The following is a 254-nucleotide window of genomic DNA, read 5'->3' as shown; positions in this document are numbered from 1 at the left end:
GCATGTCGGCGTAGAGCGTGTAGTTCGACGACAGGACCCGGATGCGATGCTGACGTACCTTTTCGCGCAGATGGTGGATCGGATCGCCCATCTTGATGCCGAGCGCCTTCGCTTCGGCCGAGCGGGCGATGGCGCACCCGTCGTTGTTGGACAGGACGATCACTGGCACTCCGACGAGGCTGGCGTCGAACGCCCGCTCGCAGGACACATAGTAGTTGTTACAGTCGATCAGCGCGATCGGCGTGGTCATGGCA

Annotated in this window: 1 protein-coding gene; it reads right to left on the bottom strand. The window is 62.2% G+C overall.

Going from position 1 to position 254, the window contains the following annotated elements; translation table 11 throughout:
* On the bottom strand, nucleotides 1-250 hold a 250-nt coding region (locus AC0IYH_RS32795; RefSeq protein ID WP_471838545.1), incomplete at its 3' end, for a Y-family DNA polymerase.
* Nucleotides 251-254: the final 4 nt, after the last annotated feature.

It is taken from the genome of Pseudomonas sp. AC463 (assembly GCF_979253585.1).
This window is presented reverse-complemented; position numbering and strand designations above follow the sequence as displayed.